This window comes from uncultured Chryseobacterium sp., assembly GCF_913776365.1.
In the GTDB taxonomy this organism is placed as follows: Bacteria; Bacteroidota; Bacteroidia; order Flavobacteriales; family Weeksellaceae; genus Chryseobacterium.
In genome coordinates this window covers 25,461-41,083 of record NZ_CAJYMO010000250.1, presented here as the reverse complement: position 1 = coordinate 41,083, position 15,623 = coordinate 25,461, and the positions used below count along the sequence as shown (strand labels likewise).

At 43.1% G+C, this 15,623-nt stretch carries 19 protein-coding genes and 3 tRNA genes; 11 read left to right on the top strand and 11 right to left on the bottom strand.

Annotation, left to right across the window (positions count from 1 at the left end; translation table 11 throughout):
* The first annotated feature begins 48 nt into the window (after positions 1 to 48).
* From QZ735_RS12855 to QZ735_RS12845, 3 genes are all read left to right on the top strand, one after another.
* Positions 49 to 124: transfer RNA gene (locus QZ735_RS12855), tRNA-Gly, on the top strand.
* A 4-nt stretch (positions 125 to 128) separates the two neighbouring features.
* Positions 129 to 212 (top strand) — tRNA-Leu (locus QZ735_RS12850).
* Between the two features lie 616 nt (positions 213 to 828).
* Positions 829 to 910, top strand: a tRNA-Leu gene (locus QZ735_RS12845).
* 518 nt (positions 911 to 1,428) lie between these two features.
* Here the strand turns inward: QZ735_RS12845 and QZ735_RS12840 are convergent.
* From QZ735_RS12840 to QZ735_RS12825, 4 genes are all read right to left on the bottom strand, one after another.
* Positions 1,429 to 2,397 (bottom strand): glycosyltransferase family 9 protein, encoded by a 969-nt coding sequence (locus QZ735_RS12840; RefSeq protein ID WP_294249104.1) that lies wholly within the window; start codon positions 2,395 to 2,397, stop codon positions 1,429 to 1,431.
* 2 nt (positions 2,398 to 2,399) lie between these two features.
* Entirely contained in the window at positions 2,400 to 2,819 is a 420-nt protein-coding gene (locus tag QZ735_RS12835) for a SufE family protein (RefSeq protein WP_294249102.1), read from the bottom strand.
* Between the two features lie 149 nt (positions 2,820 to 2,968).
* Positions 2,969 to 4,072: a glycosyltransferase gene (locus QZ735_RS12830; protein ID WP_294249100.1), complete on the bottom strand. Its 1,104-nt coding sequence runs from the start codon at positions 4,070 to 4,072 to the stop codon at positions 2,969 to 2,971.
* Positions 4,072 to 4,299 (bottom strand): uroporphyrinogen decarboxylase, encoded by a 228-nt coding sequence (locus QZ735_RS12825; RefSeq protein ID WP_294249098.1) that lies wholly within the window; start codon positions 4,297 to 4,299, stop codon positions 4,072 to 4,074. The genes QZ735_RS12830 and QZ735_RS12825 overlap by 1 nt, the downstream gene beginning before the upstream one ends.
* 152 nt (positions 4,300 to 4,451) lie before the next feature.
* Here QZ735_RS12825 and QZ735_RS12820 point away from each other — a divergent pair, with 152 nt between their 5' ends.
* The 6 genes from QZ735_RS12820 (at position 4,452) to QZ735_RS12795 (ending at position 10,343) form a co-directional block, all read left to right on the top strand.
* Positions 4,452 to 6,989 (top strand): ATP-dependent Clp protease ATP-binding subunit, encoded by a 2,538-nt coding sequence (locus QZ735_RS12820; protein ID WP_294249096.1) that lies wholly within the window; start codon positions 4,452 to 4,454, stop codon positions 6,987 to 6,989.
* A gap of 154 nt (positions 6,990 to 7,143) precedes the next feature.
* Positions 7,144 to 7,521 (top strand): hypothetical protein, encoded by a 378-nt coding sequence (locus QZ735_RS12815; protein WP_294249094.1) that lies wholly within the window; start codon positions 7,144 to 7,146, stop codon positions 7,519 to 7,521.
* A gap of 5 nt (positions 7,522 to 7,526) precedes the next feature.
* Complete coding sequence (locus QZ735_RS12810; RefSeq protein ID WP_294249092.1) at positions 7,527 to 8,075, top strand: hypothetical protein; 549 nt, start codon at positions 7,527 to 7,529, stop codon at positions 8,073 to 8,075.
* Between the two features lie 28 nt (positions 8,076 to 8,103).
* Positions 8,104 to 8,667, top strand: coding sequence for a hypothetical protein (locus QZ735_RS12805; protein WP_294249090.1), 564 nt, complete (start codon positions 8,104 to 8,106; stop codon positions 8,665 to 8,667).
* Between the two features lie 211 nt (positions 8,668 to 8,878).
* A complete protein-coding gene (gene mnmA, locus QZ735_RS12800; RefSeq protein WP_294249088.1) occupies positions 8,879 to 10,066 on the top strand; it encodes a tRNA 2-thiouridine(34) synthase MnmA in 1,188 nt (395 codons plus the stop codon).
* Between the two features lie 82 nt (positions 10,067 to 10,148).
* Entirely contained in the window at positions 10,149 to 10,343 is a 195-nt protein-coding gene (locus QZ735_RS12795; protein WP_294249086.1) for a hypothetical protein, read from the top strand.
* A gap of 71 nt (positions 10,344 to 10,414) precedes the next feature.
* Here the strand turns inward: QZ735_RS12795 and QZ735_RS12790 are convergent, their stop codons facing one another.
* Both QZ735_RS12790 and QZ735_RS12785 read right to left on the bottom strand, forming a co-directional pair.
* On the bottom strand, positions 10,415 to 10,765 hold the full coding sequence (locus tag QZ735_RS12790) for a hypothetical protein (RefSeq protein ID WP_294249084.1): 351 nt from the start codon (positions 10,763 to 10,765) through the stop codon (positions 10,415 to 10,417).
* A 17-nt stretch (positions 10,766 to 10,782) separates the two neighbouring features.
* Positions 10,783 to 11,538, bottom strand: a complete 756-nt coding sequence (locus QZ735_RS12785) for a hypothetical protein (protein ID WP_294249082.1) — start codon at positions 11,536 to 11,538, stop codon at positions 10,783 to 10,785.
* A gap of 113 nt (positions 11,539 to 11,651) precedes the next feature.
* On the opposite strand from QZ735_RS12785, the gene QZ735_RS12780 reads away from it, so the two are divergent.
* Positions 11,652 to 12,548: a hypothetical protein gene (locus QZ735_RS12780; RefSeq protein ID WP_294249080.1), complete on the top strand. Its 897-nt coding sequence runs from the start codon at positions 11,652 to 11,654 to the stop codon at positions 12,546 to 12,548.
* A 70-nt stretch (positions 12,549 to 12,618) separates the two neighbouring features.
* Here QZ735_RS12780 and QZ735_RS12775 read toward each other — a convergent pair whose 3' ends face one another.
* From QZ735_RS12775 to QZ735_RS12765, 3 genes are read right to left on the bottom strand one after another with little or no spacing between them, the layout of a single operon-like run.
* A complete protein-coding gene (locus QZ735_RS12775; protein ID WP_294249078.1) occupies positions 12,619 to 13,362 on the bottom strand; it encodes a LytTR family DNA-binding domain-containing protein in 744 nt (247 codons plus the stop codon).
* A gap of 57 nt (positions 13,363 to 13,419) precedes the next feature.
* A complete protein-coding gene (locus tag QZ735_RS12770) occupies positions 13,420 to 13,695 on the bottom strand; it encodes a 2TM domain-containing protein (protein ID WP_294249076.1) in 276 nt (91 codons plus the stop codon).
* A 29-nt stretch (positions 13,696 to 13,724) separates the two neighbouring features.
* On the bottom strand, positions 13,725 to 14,018 hold the full coding sequence (locus tag QZ735_RS12765; protein ID WP_294249074.1) for a 2TM domain-containing protein: 294 nt from the start codon (positions 14,016 to 14,018) through the stop codon (positions 13,725 to 13,727).
* Positions 14,019 to 14,212: 194 nt separating this feature from the next.
* Here QZ735_RS12765 and QZ735_RS12760 point away from each other — a divergent pair, with 194 nt between their 5' ends.
* The gene (locus QZ735_RS12760) at positions 14,213 to 14,638 is read left to right on the top strand and encodes a helix-turn-helix transcriptional regulator (protein WP_294249072.1); all 426 of its coding nucleotides are present in this window, start codon (positions 14,213 to 14,215) and stop codon (positions 14,636 to 14,638) included.
* A 60-nt stretch (positions 14,639 to 14,698) separates the two neighbouring features.
* Here QZ735_RS12760 and QZ735_RS12755 read toward each other — a convergent pair whose 3' ends face one another.
* Together QZ735_RS12755 and QZ735_RS12750 are read right to left on the bottom strand one after the other, a co-directional pair.
* Positions 14,699 to 15,268, bottom strand: a complete 570-nt coding sequence (locus QZ735_RS12755) for an isoprenylcysteine carboxylmethyltransferase family protein (protein WP_294249070.1) — start codon at positions 15,266 to 15,268, stop codon at positions 14,699 to 14,701.
* Between the two features lie 38 nt (positions 15,269 to 15,306).
* Positions 15,307 to 15,612, bottom strand: a complete 306-nt coding sequence (locus tag QZ735_RS12750) for a 2TM domain-containing protein (protein WP_294249068.1) — start codon at positions 15,610 to 15,612, stop codon at positions 15,307 to 15,309.
* Positions 15,613 to 15,623 lie beyond the last annotated feature (11 nt).

Below are 15,623 nucleotides of genomic sequence, written 5' to 3'. Positions count from 1 at the left end.
CTGGTGCCGTGAGGCGTGGGGGTTCGAGTCCCTTCATCCGCACAGTTTGCGAAAATAGCTCAGCTGGTAGAGCACAACCTTGCCAAGGTTGGGGTCGCGGGTTCGAATCCCGTTTTTCGCTCCACGCTGCCCTGGTGGTGGAACTGGTAGACACGCAGGACTTAAAATCCTGTGCCTCTTTTGGCGTGCGGGTTCAAGTCCCGCCCGGGGTACTAAAAACCCTCTGTAACTTCGGTTGACAGAGGGTTTTTTGTTTTCAGGAATGACTGAACGGGCGGCCGATGCATTACTTTTATAATTGATTTTAAAAATCAGGAGCCATAAGTACCTGAAACGATGTGAAACCGGTCAGCGGCCTGTTGCATTATTTAACCTTCTGAAATACCCATCTTCCTTATCGCCCGGAATCGGGAACTGCTAAAAAATCCTGGTTTCAAATCATTCGTCAATCTCCAATTATCAATATCGCCTGCCTTCTAAAAAACAGACCCCGCTTTTTTAAGCCTGTCCGAAAATGGATTTCCAGGTAAGTGCAATTTTCGACGTCATGCCGCCTACCATTCTTTGCGTTATTCTCTGCATTTTCGGATCCGGTTGCTCTGGATTCCCATTTATAAAGTACATGAAAAAACCAATTATAACACGTGATCAGGACTTCTTGACATCTGTCCCAGGTGATTTCTGAATTTCCGCAGATATTTAAAAACTTGATTGTAAGCGGAATGCCGGTTTCGTTGATGTATTATGTAAAAATTCCTCCGTCTGCGTTTGTATTTTTCAGGAAATGTCTTATCTTTGCTCTTATAAATGAACAACGTTCTTTAAACTGCGGATGTGGTGTAATTGGTAGCCACGCTAGAATCAGGATCTAGTGCCGCAAGGCATGGGGGTTCGAGTCCCTTCATCCGCACAGCGTAGAAAAGCCTCCGTCATCTGATGACGGAGGCTTTTTATTTTCAGTGATAATGCCATCGCAGGATCCGGTTTAAACTCCGGTATGCAGATCATGGGATCCGGCACAAATCCCGGGGACTATCCAAAGAGGGAACCACCGTTGAAAGCCGGATCTGAACGAAGACAATGGTCTGCTCATGAAGCTTCGGACGGCAAATTTTCAATCATTGCCAGGCAGCCGCAGGCATCCATCTCAAACAGAGCCCTGCTGATGATCTGATCAGCTCCAAAAAGCAGTATCTGTTTAGTTAACAGGATAAAACAAAGGAACAACCGGATTCCGGAGGAATTTAATCTTTTTACGGCGGCCATTCAGAGAGTACGCACACAGAGCGCTGATCCGGTTGAATTTCTCCTGCTGCACAGATCATCCCTGCAGAATCCTCCCTATTCTAAAGAGCGGTACGGTATTTACCTGGTGAAAGAAATCAGAATGCCGGAAAACAGACCCCCTGTTTCATCTGCTTACTGAGATCATAGAACCTTCTCTGCAATCTTCTGTACACTGAGCTCTTCCAGGCAGGCCCAGTCTCCGCGGTAGCACTCTTTGTCCCCGAAAACGGAACAGGGCCTGCAGGTAAGGTCTTTAACGTGTACCACATCTTCTTCCCTCTGCCCGAATCCCAGAAAGCCGGCATACGGATGGGTCTGTCCCCAGACAGAGATGCACCGCGTTCCCATAAGGCTGGCCAGGTGCATATTGGCGGAATCCATGGAAATCATAAGCTCCAGCCGGGAAATCCGATCCAGCTCTTCCGTCAGGCTCAGTTTGCCTGCCAGGCTCTGGGTGCCCGGGATTTCCCGTTCCCATTTTTCCAGGGTTTCAGTTTCGGATTTCCCGCCCCCGAAGAAATAGACCGTATGCTGCTGTGCCAGAATCCTCGCCAGCTCATAGGATTTTTCCAATGGCAGCATTTTTCCGCGGTGCTGGGCGAAAGGCGCAAAGCCGATTCCTGATTTTTCAACTGCCCGGGGCCGTAAACGGTGGGAAAGTTCAACAGGATAGCCCATTTCCCGGAAGACATCCGCATAGCGTTCCACTGTTTTTTTCAGCTGGACCTTATTCAGGTTCCAGACATCTGTCAGCAATTCCTTTTCCTCTTTTCCTTTATTGATTTTAAAGACCTTAAGACCTTTTCCCCGATAGATTCTGTCCAGGATCTTTGTCCGGATTACATCATGGAGGTTGGCCACCAGATCCGGCCGGAATTCTTCAATCAGTTCATTGGCCAGCTTCCGTAATCCGAAAAGACCTTTATAATCATCCAAGTCGATCCCTTTGAAGATCACATTCGGAATATCATCAAACAGGCTTTTAAAATTTTTGCGGGAAACCATGATAATTTCTGTTTCCGGATTCTGTTCCAGAAACTCACGGAATACGGGAGCTGTCATGGCGACATCTCCGAAAGCGGAAAAACGGTAGGCTAAAATTCTTGTCACGGTTAAGATTTCAACTGATAGGCTACGGCGTAAAATTTAATCTGCTTGGTCATTGCCATCAATCCGTTGGCACGTGAAGGCGAAAGAAACTCCTGTAACCCGATTTCTGAGATAAAATCAAAATCAGAATCCAGGATTTCTGCGGTAGAATGACCGCTGTAGATGCTTACCAGCAGGGAAACAATTCCTTTGGGAAGTATTCCGTCCGAATCTGCATTGAAAAACAGTTTCCCTTCCCGGAATTCAGCGTCAATCCAGACTTTGCTCTGGCATCCCTTGATCAGGTTTTCCTCTGTTTTTTTATCTTCCGGCAGTCCTTTCAGCTCTTTTCCCAGATCGATAATGTATTCATACTTCTGTTCCCAATCTTCAAGAAATGAAAATTCGTCAATAATTTCCTGCTGCTTTTCTTTAATGGTCATTTCTACTTTCTTTCTGCAAAGATAGCCAATTTATAAAAGATGATTTGCAATCGAAATCAATTATATGAGGCCGGAAGCATGAATACAGGCGGAAACAGGCAGCTTTACTATGAGAAACCATTCAGCATCACCCGGGCAGGACCGGCTTCTCAGAAGGCGCGGCTGGCCTCATCGAAAACCTGCAGAAGCTTAGGTTCCTCATTTTCCCAGCACAGAAGGCCGGCTGCCTTTTCCAGTTCGGGCCGGTAGTTTTTTCTTCCTTTTTCAAGTACTTTCCTGAGGGCTACAGCAATGCTCTCAGGTCGGTGATCTGCGATGATTTCTCCGATATCGAACCGGCTCCTGATCCGTTGCATTTCCGGAAGCCCGGAAAGGATCAGCGGAACCCTTGCCTGGATACAGTCCAGCACTTTATTCGGTAAAGAATAATAATAGCTTGCCCCGCCGTTTTCTTCGATGCTCATGCCGCAATCGGCAGTCAGGGTTACTTTCCTTAACTCATCAGGAGGCAGTTTACCAAGGAATTCCACTTTATCGTGCAGTTTTTCCCTGATGACCATTGATTCATATTCTTTTTTCATCGGTCCGTCACCTGCAATTTTAAAAACGGCATCGTCGAGGTGATGCATGGCCATAATGGCCTTATCGATTCCCCGGAAAGGGTTAAGGGCTCCCTGGTACAGGATGATGCGGGGATGGTTGTCCGGAATTTCGGTAATATCATACAGTTTTCTGGGAGCATTCTGTACAACAACGGCATTGACACCATATGTTTTTTTAAACCATTCGGAATAGCTTTGGCTTGCCGTGATCATGAATTTTATGTCAGGAACGACAGATTTTTCAAGATATCTCCATAATTTTTGTGACATTTTGCCCTGAATGGCCGGCATTTCGGAAAAGATTTCATGACTGTCGAAAACCAAGGGAATATTGAGTTTTTCTGACACCAGATAATTCGGCAGCAGTGCATCCAGGTCGTTGGCATACAGCACGGTATCCCGGTCCGCTTTTTTTTTCAGGATGCGGTATAATTTCCAGTTGAACTCAAAATAAGCAGTCTTTAAACTTGAAGACGCCAGCGGTATTCTTGAACATGGATAAGGCCTTGACAAAGCTCCTTCCCCGCCCCAGTTATTCCCGATCAGTTCGATATCATATCCGTTTTCATAAAGTGTGCGGCCTGCTTTCTCAATACGCTGGTCATTAGATAAATTGCTGAAGGCAGAAGTAATGATTTTTCTTTTCCGCATCAGGCTTTTCTCTTATCTGCTACAAGATGATAGATCTGAATCAGGCAGATGAGCCCGTTCGGTATAATTACCGGCCAAAGCATCCCGCTGAAGATCCCGTAGATGACAAAGCAGATACAGCCGACCATATTGACGATCCGGATTTTCCTTATGTCTTTCAGGACAAAACTTAATACAATAAAAAGCGAGGCGGAATATCCGATGTAAGTTGCCGTTTCCGTATTCATGAAAAAAATTTACAGGATCACAAACTTAATCATTTCCAATAAGATAATAAAATTTTTTCTGCCATAAAGTCATTTATTGGTTTTTGGTAAAATATTTGTAATTTAGATAATGAATAAATGGCAATGTTGCCTTTATTCTAATGAGATACAATATGGATTATAAGTTTTCACAAGGTTTGAGCCAGGTGTTCAAACAAAGCAAAAGCGAAGCGAAGAGGCTGAAAAGTGAATTTCTTAATACAGAACATCTACTTTTAGGTATTATAAAAACGGAAAACTCTGCAAAAGAAATCCTTCATAACCTTAATGCGGATTTAACACAGATCAGAAGAAAAATTGAAACCCTAAATACAGCAAGTCTTAATCCTGTTTCTGAAGAAGTGACCAATATTTCATTCACGAAAATGGCAGATCATGCCGTAAAACGTGCTGAACTTGAATGCAGACAATACAAAAGCAATGAAATTAATACCGTTCACCTGCTTTTAGGCATTCTCTACAAATATGAAGATCCTACTTCCAGCATATTAGGCGCTTATGACGTTGATTATGAAGGGGTATCAAAAGAATACCAGACCATGCTTAAAAATTCCGGACAGGCGCCACAGATGAGTGCCTATGATGACGATGACGAAAGAGAAGATTTTGAACAGATGAGAAAGCCCACAGGCAATCTCGGAGGTGCAAAAAGCAAAACCCCTACCCTTGATAATTTCGGGAGGGATCTCACTTCACTGGCAAGGGACGGAAAACTGGATCCGGTTATCGGCCGTGAAAAAGAGATTGAAAGGGTATCCCAGATCCTGTCAAGAAGGAAAAAGAACAACCCGCTCCTCATTGGGGAGCCTGGTGTAGGTAAATCAGCCATTGCAGAGGGGCTTGCGCTGAGGATTCAGCAGAAAAAAGTGTCCCGCGTCCTGTACGGAAAAAGGGTAATTACGCTTGATCTTGCCAGCCTGGTTGCCGGGACCAAATACCGTGGCCAGTTTGAAGAAAGGATGAAAGCCATCATGACCGAACTGGAAAAGAACAGGGATGTCATCTTATTTATCGATGAGCTCCATACGATTGTGGGAGCCGGAAGTTCTACCGGAAGCCTGGATGCCTCCAATATGTTCAAACCGGCGTTGGCGAGAGGTGAAATCCAATGCATCGGGGCCACTACCCTGGATGAGTACCGCCAGTATATTGAAAAAGACGGTGCCCTGGAAAGAAGGTTCCAGAAAGTAATGGTAGAACCTACTTCCATCGATGAGACAATTCAGATCCTGAACCAGATCAAAGATAAGTATGAAGAGCACCACAATGTAATTTATACCCCTGAAGCTATTGCAGCATGTGTTAACCTGACTTCAAGATATATCACGGACCGTTTCTTACCGGACAAGGCAATTGATGCGATGGATGAGGCCGGTTCCCGTGTCTATATTAAAAATATGAAGGTTCCTACCGAGATTATCGATTTTGAAAAGAAGATCGAAGAAATCAAGGAACTGAAACAAAAAGCGGTGAAAGCACAGGATTATCTTGAAGCAAGAAAGCTGAAAGATGAGGAGGAAAGGCTGCAGATGGAACTGAATTCCGCTCAGGATAAGTGGGACAAAGATGTAAAGGAAAAGAAAGAAACCGTGAGCGAAGAAAATGTAGCTGAGGTGGTTTCTATGATGAGCGGTGTGCCTGTAACCAAAGTGGGTAAAAATGAGCTTGACAAACTTGCCGGAATGGATGGAAACCTGAACGGAAAAGTAATCGGCCAGGAAGATGCCGTGAAAAAAGTGGTAAAAGCCATCCAGCGAAACAGAGCGGGTCTTAAGGATCCTAACCGCCCGATCGGTACTTTTATTTTCCTCGGAACCACCGGTGTCGGTAAAACCGAACTTGCTAAGGTAATGGCGAGAGAGCTTTTTGAATCTGACGAATCGCTGATCAGGATTGATATGAGCGAATATATGGAAAAATTCGCCGTATCCAGACTGGTGGGTGCGCCTCCGGGCTACGTAGGATACGAAGAAGGAGGACAGCTTACCGAGGCAGTGAGAAGGAAACCTTATGCCGTAGTGCTTTTGGACGAGATTGAAAAAGCGCATCCTGATGTATTCAACATCCTGCTTCAGATCCTGGATGAAGGTCATGTGACCGATAGCTTGGGAAGAAAGATTGACTTCAGGAATACGATTATCATTCTTACATCCAATATCGGAACAAGGGACCTCAAGGATTTCGGAGACGGCGTTGGATTCGGAACGAATGCCAAGAAGACCAATACTGATTCAAGAGCAAGAAGCACCATAGAAAACGCGCTTAAGAAAGCGTTTTCACCGGAATTCCTGAACAGAATTGATGATATTGTAATCTTTAATTCACTTGAAAAAGAAGATATTAAGAGAATTATCGATCTTGAACTGAATAAGCTGTACAGCAGACTGGAAAAATTAGGATATAAAGTGGAACTTACCGATGAGGCAAAAGATTTCATCTCCGATAAGGGTTGGGATAAAGACTTCGGAGCAAGGCCACTGAAGAGAGCGATCCAGAAATATATTGAAGATTTATTGGCAGAAATGCTGGTGAACAAACAGTTATCAGAAGGGGAAACGGTAGTTCTTGACCTCAATGAAGCGAAAGACGGCTTAACCGGAAAAACTTCCAAGCCGAAAAAATCATCAGCTGAAAAGTCTTCCCAATCTTAATATCAATATAAAACAATACCATAAAAGCACCGGAATTTCCGGTGCTTTTTCTTTTATATCACCTTTTGAATTTATTTTTCACCAAATGATGACTAATAACAAAATTTTATTATCTTTATCAAACCTTAAACAATAAAGAATTAATATTATGAAAATGAAAAAAACAGTTTTGCTTTTCAGCATTGCAGCATTGAGTATGATTTCCTGTGGAAATGAATCCAGCCTTGCCACAAATGTCACCCCTGAAATTACAAGACCGGATGCAGTGGCTAAGTTTAATGCAGCCATTAAAAAAGTAGCCATGATCAAAGACCCGGCTCCTTCCATGCCGCGAACCTCAGCAGAATTAAGCGACGAGAAAAAAGACATGCTTATTCCTGCAGCCAAGGAACTGATTGCTTCTACCGGCGTAACTGCTACTGAAATCGAAAGACAGACTGCCAACGACAGGGAAAAAATCCTGAAATGGGCCGTGCAGATCTATGGGGAATATAATAAAAAGGCAAACCAGAATTTTAAATCTGAAAACTAGGACTCATGAAAAAACTATTTTTGATGGCAATAACAGCAGTTTCAGGTTGCCTATCCGCACAGTCTTTCATTATGCAGAATTATACGCCCCATAAGATTGCCTACACGCTCAACAAGCAAAATTTAACAAATGTATCAGGAGGCTGCACCCCTACCCTGGAAGCCAGAACCGCACCCAATGATCATATCTGGCTGCCGCCCAGTCCGAATCCCGGAATTGAATCTCTCGATGCAAAATATGACTCAAATCTTAATTTAGCATTTTCTGCGACACCTCCTACTCCGCCCATCGGAAGAGTCATCATTAACAGTAATTATAATCCGCCCTACATTGTGGCCCCTTCCGGTGCTGTAACCGGATTCAGTAATGTTACGACCTATTCATTCCTCAAGTTTGGTGTTACTGATGTGGCTGGCAATAACATCGGTGGCTATTATACCGTAGGACAACAGTGCGGAGGTGCCGTAGTTCCTGATTTATCCGGATATCCGTCCCCTGCAGTGAACGCAAGCTATTTTACGCTTGCAGGAGATACATGGGTGGTATTCTATTAATTAAAATCAACAGATAACAGATTATACCATGAAAAAATTATTAGCTCTAACCGCCATCACTGTATCTTGTTGGATGTCGGCACAAGGTACGAAAGTTCATCTTCAAAACTACACGCCCTATATACTGGAATATAACCTGATCAAATCTGATCAGACCAATGCATCAGGAGGCTGCTCTCCTACCTGGGAAGGCAGCAGCAGCGTAACCGGGCTGATGGTGCTGAACAATGCCCCGTCTTCCAGCACGCCTGTTGAGGCCTTTTACGAAAGTGATTTAAATCTGTCCAACACATTCAACCCTTTATATCCGCAAACAACCGGAATAGACCGCTGGGTGCTTGATAATGATTATCTGAATCCATACATACTTCCCGGTGCGACCATCCCGCTGAGCAGCAGCAACGCCGCTACTTCTCTGGGATTTAAATTCGGAATGAAAGATCCCGCTACCGGGACTAATGTAGCAGGGTATTTCCCAATCGGGTATATCAGCTGCGGACAGTCTCCTGTTTTGAATCTTACTGCTTATACGACTCTGATTTCTGGCACTTATTTTACATTTGCAGATGAAGAGTGGGTCATTTTTTACTAAAGAAAAAAAATACTGAAAGGCCCGTTCTGATATTTTCAGAACGGGTTTTTTCTTATACAGTTGACACATTATAATAAAGAGCTAAACGCAATGTCACCAACATTGTTTTTATCAATGCCTGAATTATCCCTTTCTTACGAATCTTTTTAATTGTATTTTTGCCGGGTCAAACTAAGGACTCCCGTTAAGAGTTCCGTAAAATTGAAATACAATGAAAGTAGTAGTAGGCCTCTCCGGGGGTGTAGACTCAAGCGTAACAGCCTATCTGTTACAGCAGCAGGGCCATGAAGTAGTCGCCCTGTTTATGAGAAACTGGAATGACGCATCCGTAACGCTGGAAGACGAATGTCCGTGGATTGAAGACAGCAATGATGCCTTAATGGTCGCTCAGAAGTTGGGAATCCCTTTTCAGGTAATCGACATGAGTGATCTTTACAAAGAGCGAATTGTAGATTACATGTTCGATGAATACCAGAAAGGCAGAACTCCGAATCCTGATGTGCTGTGCAACCGGGAAGTGAAATTCGATGTTTTTATGAAGACTGCCATGTCGTTGGGAGCGGATAAAGTGGCTACCGGACATTATGCGAGGGTGGATTCCACAACAGATGAGAACGGAAAGGAAATTTTCCATTTGCTCGCCGGAAAAGACAATAACAAGGACCAATCGTATTTTCTATGCCAGTTAAGCCAGGATCAGCTGTCCAAAGCATTGTTTCCGCTTGGTGAACTGACCAAACCTCAGGTAAGGGAAATTGCAAAAGAAATAGGCCTTGTAACGGCTGATAAGAAAGATTCCCAGGGATTATGCTTTATCGGTAAAGTAAGCCTTCCCCAATTTTTACAACAGCAGCTGGTTCCAAAAGAAGGGGAAATTGTAGAAATTTTCAAGGATTCACCGCTTTTTACGCAGGAAATGCCTGAATTTTCATCAAAACAGGAGGAGCTGGAATTCCTGAGCCAGAAGATCAATTATAAAAAAACGGATGGAAAAGTGATCGGGAAGCATCAGGGCGCCCAGTTTTTCACCATCGGACAAAGCAAAGGACTTGGAATCGGCGGTCATAAAGAAAGCTGCTTTATCATTTCCAGAGACATGGAGAACAACATCCTGTTCGTAGGAGAAAGCCACCAGTTTCCGGGATTGCTGAAAAGAGCTTTGAAGATTAACTATTCAGAACTGCACTGGGTGCGTGAAGACCTGAAACTGAAAAACGGGGAATCAATGGAGGTGATGGCAAGATTCAGGTATCGGCAGCCTTTGCAAAAGGCCGTTTTATATCAGTTTGAAGAGGCTTTGTATGTGGAATTTGAAGATCCGCAGTCTGCGATTGCAGAAGGCCAGTTTGCTGCCTGGTATAATGGAGAAGAATTGTTGGGAAGCGGCGTAATTTCATAAAAATGGAAAAAATTTCATTTTTTTCTGTAACCTATTTTGAATTGTGATACTTACTCAGTAAATAACAATAAAAAATATCATTATGAAAGCCATTTTAGAAAACAGGTATTCTCATGTACAGCAACTGATCATCGCCATCGTATCTTCATTTTTCGGATACCACCTGTATCAGGAAATAGTAAGCCCTGAGAAATCGCAGCTAACCTTAAGCATTATGCTGGTAGTCATTACCTATGCCCTGATCAATACATACGGGATAAAACCGGAAAGAAAATAAGTAAAGAATCAATACAATAATAAGCCCGAAGCAATTGTTTCGGGTTTTATTTTTGCAGAATCCTGAAATGGCTACTGCATCCTTTTATTGAAATGATAGAGATAAACAGACAGCATAACAGCCAGTTCCCCTGTTAAAATCATAAGTAAAAATCCTACGGGTTTTTGTAAAATGACCCCATTGATCAGTTTAACGACTCCTAAAATGAAAATAAGAGCCATACCATACAGGGTGGTTTTCGAAATGCTTTCTTTGAATAATGTAGAGGAAAAAACTGAAGCGTAGAAACTGAATATCAGAATGAGATAAGACTTCAGAAAGTCCGGACCTTTTAAAGCGACCGGATTGAATGCATGCCCGATTACAAGCAGCCCGGTAAAGGTAAGTGCAACCGGAAGGGTATGAATAAGAACTTTCTTCATTGCATTTGGTTTTAAAATCAATCACCGCCGCCGCATCCCCCGCATCCTCCGCCGCAGCTGCTGCCACAGGAACTTCCGCAGCTGGAAGAGCTCCCGCCATCGTCGCAGGAACTGTCTCCTCCACAGGTAAAAAAGAATATTCCGCTGCTGCCGTTTGCGGAAGAGTTTGCATTATTACCATATCTCCGGATGATCCCTACGATGATAAAAACAATGGCAATCCCTGAAAAACAGGCGATAAGTCCCGTATACTCATTCAGGAAACCATAAAGAACCACCGACAGGATAAGAATAGCCAGGACCAGTTTTCCTGTGAACTGCAATTTCTTTTTCGCAGGAATATTTTTTCGCAATGGCTGCCATATCTCTTCAGGCGGCGGCTGCCGGAAGATTTCCTGATAGCTTTTTACGGTTTCTTCAAACCATTTCCTGTGTCTTTCGGTTTCATCCTTACCGCCGCCGGAAGGATGATGGTGCAGCTTCCGGTGCAGGATTTCCGGGCAGAATTCCTCCCAGTAATGTTGTGTATAGGTAAGGTGAAGGTGCCAGACCCGGTCTATTGTTTCACCGGGTGAAGCGCCGGTGGGTATTGTACAGCAGAGATAGATAAATTTCTTGTATTCTTCAATTGCCTTTTCCGTAAAATCTTCCGTCCAGTTTTCCTGTTCTGCCAGTTTTTTAGAGAAAGGAAAATAAGCATCCGGGTGGTCTAATGAAAGATGCTGTAACCTGATCCACAGTGGATCGTTCTGTAACTGTGCTTTTGTTTCCATTGTTTCAACGTTTATTTCTTACTGAAATATCCGTCAACCCTAAAATACAAAAGTCTTGCAACAGTCGTATTAAGTTTTAAAATAATCTTATATTGGTCTTATAAATTAAAAGAATGAAAAAAGAGGATATTCTGCATCTGGAAAAGCTCATGAACTTCCTGAGCCTGCATTTTTTGAAAAAGCTTCATTGGGAAGACGTTTCCAAAACAGAATGGTCATACATCGTTGCCGAGCTTAATGACCTGATCAATACTGACCATCAGGAAAAAGGAAACGGAAAGAATCCTGAACTGCTCGGTTCCAATTATCTGTATGAACATCTTATCATCAACAAACTGAAGAAATACAGAAGAAACGAAAATGCCGGCCTGAGCAAACCTAACCTGGCAAAACTGAGCCTTATGGTCAGGGTATTGGGATATTCCAGCTATATCGACTTTATCAATTCCCATACGGAATCATTCAACTTCAATGACCTCAGGATTGATATGAATAATGTGAAACAGAATACAGAGCTGCTGGACAGGCTTGTCGGCTGCTGGTATTCCTATAACAGGAACCTTCCGGAAAGTCCGCTTCATGCCAAGGATGACCGGGTCTGGCGCTCGGCAACGGAAATCTATAAGTCCGAAACCACCGGTGAATATCTTATTGAAAGGAGCGGCGGCGACCGGCATAAGTATTTCGGGAAAATAACGGCGTATTCAGACTACGTTTTTATCATCATGAACAGCAATACGTTCATCCGCCAGCGTCATTTTATTTCAAGAATAAAAGACATCAAGGAAAAATTGAAAAATCCAGAATATAAGCTCCATGAGTTGCATTTTGTAAGTACGTGTATCAGCTTCAACCAAGAACCTATTGCCCTGTTCGAAATTTTCCGGAAGGCAGACCGGAAGACCTTCATTTCAGATTCCCTCAGCTTCCCAATCGGCAGCGATGAAATCCCGAAAACCATTGTACAACAGCTTGAAGATACCGAAGCTAACCGTATGGATTACAGATAAGTGATGAGTGATAAGTGATGAGTGATGAATGATGAAATTATAGTGTATCCTTGATTCTGCCATATCCTGATCAGCTTACCAGCCAGTCCTTGAAATCCTTCACCCGGTCACGGCTGACGCTAATCTCTTCCTGCGGCTGAAACTCCAGTTCCACTTTGTAATTGGGTGAAGTATGGATATTCTTGATATAATCCGAACTGATCATAAACTGCCGGTTGACCCTGAAAAACTTCTTTTCATCCAATACCTCTTCCAGCTCATCAAGGGTAAAATCCGACGGATAAGCCCGCTCACGGGTCTGCAGGTATACAATCTTGTTTTCGCTGAAAAAACAGCTGATTTCATGCGTCTGTACAATTTTAAGGTTATATCCTATCTTCACAAGAATCCTGGAGAGTATTGTTCTCTCGCTTTTGATGAGATTCTTGATCTCCCCGGAATTTTCTGAGCTGTCTGACGGGATGAATGACCTGAACTTCTCAACGGCTCCTGAAAGGTCTTCTTCCATAATCGGTTTCAAAAGATAATCGATGCTGTTCAGTTTAAAAGCTTTCAGCGTATACTGATCAAAAGCCGTAGTGTAAATGATGAAGCCTTTGGTAGGAACTTTTTCAAAAATATCGAATGACAGGCCGTCTCCCAGTACAATATCCGAAAAGATGAGCTGCGGATGGGGCTGGTCTGAAAACCACCGGATGCCTTCTTCCACAGATTCTATTTTGGCAACCACTTCGATATCAGGAAATTCACCAAGCATTCTTTCCAGTTTCCTTGAAGCCGGCCTTTCGTCTTCGATAATCACAGTTCTGATCATTGCTGTTTATTTTTTCGGGTAAAATTAGGGATTAAAAATACTTAAATTCAGCGGATCCTAAAACTGCAGCGGCTTCTTTGTCTTGCGCATTTCCTTTTCCATAATTCCCCTCTCCCATTCAGCATCCAGAAGAAAAAGCTTTATGGCCCTTGAGATCAGGATAACCGCCCAGATGCTGAGAATGATGGATCCGTCCCATAAAGAAAAACTGAAGATTCCCTTTTCGAAAATATCATCAAAAAATATAATGAAAGCCACGATGAAAAACCATAAAACGCCTTTATAGAATTTTTTAAGGTCTTTTACTCTTTGCTGTGCCTGATTGTAGTCCATGATATTCTGTTTTTTTAAGTTGATTTAATTTATAATGCCCTGGTATTTTTTCTTTCTTCGTCCATCAGTTCTCTGATCTTTTTTTCTTCCCAGTCTTTACCGATTCCAAAAGTTCCGGCAGCGTGTGCGGCAACACCGATTCCCCATCCCAGCATCGGCCAGATGAACCACAGGTAACCTGGTGAAGTAATGAGGTTCAGGATGACTAAAAAAGAAATAACCAGGAGATAGGAAGTTAAATTTCCATAGAATCCTTTAAGTTCTTTTACTCTTCTTGCCGCTTTTTCGTAAGCCTGGGTGTCTTTGTTGATGAAAGTTTCCATATTTTTTGTTTTAAAGATGAATTGTTTGTTTTTGTTGATACAAATGTACATCAGGTCCTTCCCTCAAATCAACTTTACCTTACCGAACCGTAGAAAAACGGTACCGAACGGTAAGAATTGTAGATAAAGATCTCACGGATTACAAATCTGCGGGATCTTTGTTGAAAAAATTCCATGAAACTTTTTACTTATATTTGTTCTTTACATACACAAATATACAGGACAAAAAAATACATCAGGGCAGGAACATCAGAAGGTTCCGGGAAATGCTGAACATTAAGCAGGAAACACTGGCTGACGACCTCAACTGCAGCCAGCAGAAAATATCCCTTCTGGAACAGAGGGAAACCATTGAAAAGGACATGCTTGAAAAAATTGCCGGAATTATGAATGTCCCGATAGAAGCTCTCGAACGACTAGAGGAAGAACAGGCATTCAATATCATAGCCAATACATTTAACAACAGTTCCTTACCTATTATGAATGATACGGTAAACAATACCTACCATCCGGTTGACAAGCTTCTTCAGCTGCACGAGGAGAAAATTGCGCTGTATGAAAGAATGCTGAAAGAAAAAGAGGAAATGATGGCTAAACTGGAGGAATATCTCCGGAAATGATGAGAAACCTGAGGATTGCAAAATAACATCTCACGGTTACAAATCCGCGGGATCTTAGTATTAGTATACGAAAGGAATCAGCTTCTTCGTCTTTTTCCCGTACTCCAGGTATTCTTCCCCGAACTGTTCAATCAGGGTTCTTTCCTCAATGGCTATCCGGTAGCTGAAAGCAATGAAAGGCGGAAGAAAGGCCAACACCAGTGACAGCCAGTTATTTAAATACAATCCGAGCCCTAATGAAGTCAGCAGGGAAAATGAATAGGACGGATGCCTCAGGTATCGGTAAAATCCTTCCTTTTTCAGGCTGTGGTCTCTCCGGATGGTTACATCCACTGTAAAATACCTTCCCAGCGACCTGATGATGATGTACCTTACCAGGATTCCGGTGAGGATAAAGGCTTCACCGAGATACAGGATCCAGTTTCTGCCGGTAATGGGAATCCGCGTGTATTCAGACACCATGACAGCGGTGGTGATGGAAAACGGAATGGCAATCCAGAGAAAATTCAGGGTAGACCGGTCTTTTCCCTTGCGATCGTTTTCGCCGGATTTCAGAATGTTTTTGTACAGGAATTCACTCAGGAACCAGGCAGCCATGGAAACGGCAAAAGTTATCTGAAGGATGTTCATTATATTCTAATTTAACGGATTGACAGTTTACAGGCATCTTACTTCATTTTCTCCTTTTCCATCAGTTCCCTGATTTTGCGGTCTTCCCATTTGCTTCCCAGCATAAAACCGGGGATAAAAGCCCTCATCGCATGGATGACCACGGCAATTCCCCAGAACAGCGGAAGGGAGAAGTATTTCAGGTGCCATATTGTTTCTCCCGGTTTCAGTTCCCGGTAATTCAGGATGAGGATAAAAATGTTCACAGTAAGATAGATGAACAGGGAAACATAGAATTGTTTGATCCTTTTTACCTGCTTTTCGGCTTCTTTATAACGGATATCGTCTTTGCTGATCGGTTCCATGATTTTAAAAT